Raw genomic sequence first — 3,028 nt, 5'->3', positions numbered from 1 at the left:
ACCAGTGTGGTCAAACCCGCCGAGCAGACGCCGCTGTGCACGCTCGCGATCGCCGGCATCCTGCACGCGGCCGGTGTGCCAGCGGGGGTGGTGAACGTGGTCACCACCTCGGACCCGGGCGCGGTGATGACGCCGATGATTCTCGACGAACGCTCCCGCAAGCTGTCGTTCACCGGATCCACCGCGGTCGGCAAGAAGCTGCTCGAACAGTGCGCGCAGACGGTCATGCGCACCTCGATGGAGCTGGGTGGCAACGCGCCGTTCATCGTGTTCGACGATGCCGATCTCGATGCGGCGGTCGAGGGCGCGCTGGCGGCGAAGATGCGCAACATCGGGCAGGCGTGTACGGCCGCGAACCGGATCTTCGTGCACCGCGACGTCATCGATGAGTTCGGGGAGCGGCTGGCCGCGCGGCTGGCGGATCTGCCGATGGGACGCGGGACCGAGCCCGGGGTGGTGGTCGGGCCGCTGATCGACGGCGCCGCCGTGGCGAAGGTGACCGAACTGGTGGCCGATGCCCGGGCTCGCGGAGCGCGTGTGCTGCTGGGCGGCGAGGCGCTCGACGGGCCCGGGAACTTCTATCCCGCAACGGTTCTCGTCGATGTCCCCGACGATGCGCAGATGTGCCACACCGAGATCTTCGGCCCCGTCGCGAGCCTGACTCCCTTCGATACCGAGGACGAGGTCGTCACCCGCGCCAACGACACCCCTTACGGTCTCGTCGGTTACGTCTACACCGAGGGACTGCGCCGCGGACTGCGAGTGTGTGAGGCGCTGGACAGCGGCATGGTGGGGCTGAACCAGGGCGTGGTGTCGAACCCCGCCGCGCCGTTCGGCGGTGTCAAGGAATCCGGGCTCGGCCGCGAAGGCGGGCTCACCGGCATCGACGAATTCCTGGAAACCAAGTACATCGGCATGCAGATGTGAGGCCGTGCCGCACGGCAAGCTGCCATCCCGGCTCGCCGGGTCTGTCGTCCTGCCCGCCTTGCCTCGTCATCCCAGCACGCTTTCGGCCTGGGATCGATCCACACCGGCGCCGCGGGGGTCCACGATGGATTCCGGCCGAGAGCACGCCGGAATGACGCGGCGAGAGCGACCGTGCACGGCGGTCGACGGCCGAGAGACTTGTAACGACGAACCAATATCGAGGGAGTAACAGGTGAGTACCTACCGCATTGCGACGATCCCCGGCGACGGTATCGGTGTCGATGTGACTGTCGAGGCGGTCAAGGCGGTCGATGCCGTACTGCCCGGTATCGAGTGGACCGAATTCGATTGGTCCTGTGAGCAGTACCTGCGTACCGGCGCGATGATGCCCGCGGACGGACTCGAACTGCTCGCCGCCTTCGATGCGATTCTGCTGGGCGCCGTGGGTTTCCCGGGGGTGCCGGACCATATTTCGCTGTGGGGCTTGCTGATTCCGCTGCGCCGGGCTTTCGGGCAGTACGTGAATCTGCGGCCGGTGCGGCTGCTGCCCGGTACCGAATCCGCGCTGCGTGACCGCACCGCCGAGGACCTCGACATCCTCATCGTGCGAGAGAATTCCGAGGGCGAGTACTCCGAAATCGGCGGCATCCACAATCCGGGGCGGCCCGAGGAGTTCGTCTTGCAGGAGTCGGTGTTCACCCGGGTCGGCTGCGAGCGCATCATCCGTTACGCCTTCGAGCGCGCCCGCGAACGCCACGGCCGGCTGTGCTCGGCCACCAAATCCAACGGGCTCATCCACTCGATGCCGTACTGGGACAGCGTCTTCGACCGCGTCGCCACCGACTACCCCGACGTGCAGACCCGGCAGATGCACGTCGACGCCCTGGCCGCCGAGGTCGTGCTGCACCCAGACCGCCTCGACGTGATCGTCGGCTCGAACCTGTTCGGCGACATCCTCTCCGACCTCGCCGCCGCCGTCACCGGGGGACTCGGCCTCGCCCCGTCCGGGAACATCGACCCGACGGGCGGCGCCCCCTCGATGTTCGAGGCCGTCCACGGCAGCGCCCCCGACATCGCGGGCCAGGGCATCGCCAACCCCGTAGCCCAAATCCTGGCCGCTGCGATGATGCTGGAGCAACTGGGCGAGCACGACGCGGCCACCGCGATCGACCGCGCGGTCTGCGAGGTCCTGGCCGAGGCCACCATCCGCACCCCAGACCTCGGCGGCACCAGCACCACCACAGAATTCGGCACCGCCATCGCCGAACGGGCCACCGAACTCAGCGGCCGCTCTCGGGCACGGGTTCGGGCAGCAGGACGGGTTTGATGGTCCGGGATCAGGCGATGCGGATCGGAGCCCGCAACCGAGCGGCCTGAGCAGGAAGCGAAGGTCAGGACCACGTGATCGCCGACGGCGAGCCTGCTCACCCGGCTTCCGACGGCGTCGACGACGCCGGCGCCCTCGAGTTGACCACCACCCAGTCGGTCACTTTCGACGGTGTCGCCGCACCGTTCTCGGTCATCTCCGACCCGTCGCTGGCCGCGGTCACCCCACCGGGAACCGCCGGTGCTGTCGACGTCGTGGTCACCACCAGCGGGGGCAGCGTCACCGGCGCCGGCGCGTTCACCTACGTCGCCGGACCCGGTATCTGATCAGTCGTCCGGCTCGCAACCGCCGACTATCGGACGCCACCCCACCGGCCCCGGGGCAGGGAACTACGCACTGCCCTACCCCGGGGTCCGGGCATCCATCAGCACCACACTCTCTCGCTGCCCAACACTTTGCCCCACGGTCACATCGGGGCCGCGGCCGCCATCGAAGGAGCATGACCAATGGCCCCCACGATCACTTCCCTGTTCCCGGCCGCGGGGCCTACCACGGGGAACAACAACGTCACGATCACCGGCACCAACCTCACCGCCGCCACCGCCGTCTCCTTCGGCGCTACCCCGGCCACCTCGTTCACCGTGAATTCCAGCACGCAGATCACCGCGGTGGTTCCCCCGGGATTCGCTGGGGCAGCGAATATCACGGTCACCACCCCCGGTGGCGTCGCCACCTTGCCCAGCGCCTACTTCTACCGCGCCATCCCCGCTCTCA

4 protein-coding genes are annotated in these 3,028 nt (G+C 68.5%); all 4 read left to right on the top strand.

Annotated features, from left to right (window positions below; genetic code table 11):
- Positions 1-927: aldehyde dehydrogenase family protein (locus ON29_RS29885; RefSeq protein ID WP_040871459.1), on the top strand; the 927-nt coding region annotated here is incomplete at its 5' end.
- 232 nt (positions 928-1,159) lie between these two features.
- Entirely contained in the window at positions 1,160-2,254 is a 1,095-nt protein-coding gene (locus tag ON29_RS29880; RefSeq protein WP_051175748.1) for a tartrate dehydrogenase, read from the top strand.
- Positions 2,255-2,328: 74 nt separating this feature from the next.
- Positions 2,329-2,580, top strand: a complete 252-nt coding sequence (locus ON29_RS29875) for an IPT/TIG domain-containing protein (protein WP_040871457.1) — start codon at positions 2,329-2,331, stop codon at positions 2,578-2,580.
- Between the two features lie 180 nt (positions 2,581-2,760).
- Positions 2,761-3,028: IPT/TIG domain-containing protein (locus tag ON29_RS29870; RefSeq protein ID WP_040871456.1), on the top strand; the 268-nt coding region annotated here is incomplete at its 3' end.

The sequence above is a fragment of the Nocardia exalbida NBRC 100660 genome (assembly GCF_000308575.1).
GTDB classification, from domain to species: domain Bacteria; phylum Actinomycetota; class Actinomycetes; order Mycobacteriales; family Mycobacteriaceae; genus Nocardia; species Nocardia exalbida.
The sequence above is the reverse complement of the archived record's forward strand: the minus strand, read 5'-3'. Positions and strand labels throughout refer to the sequence as shown.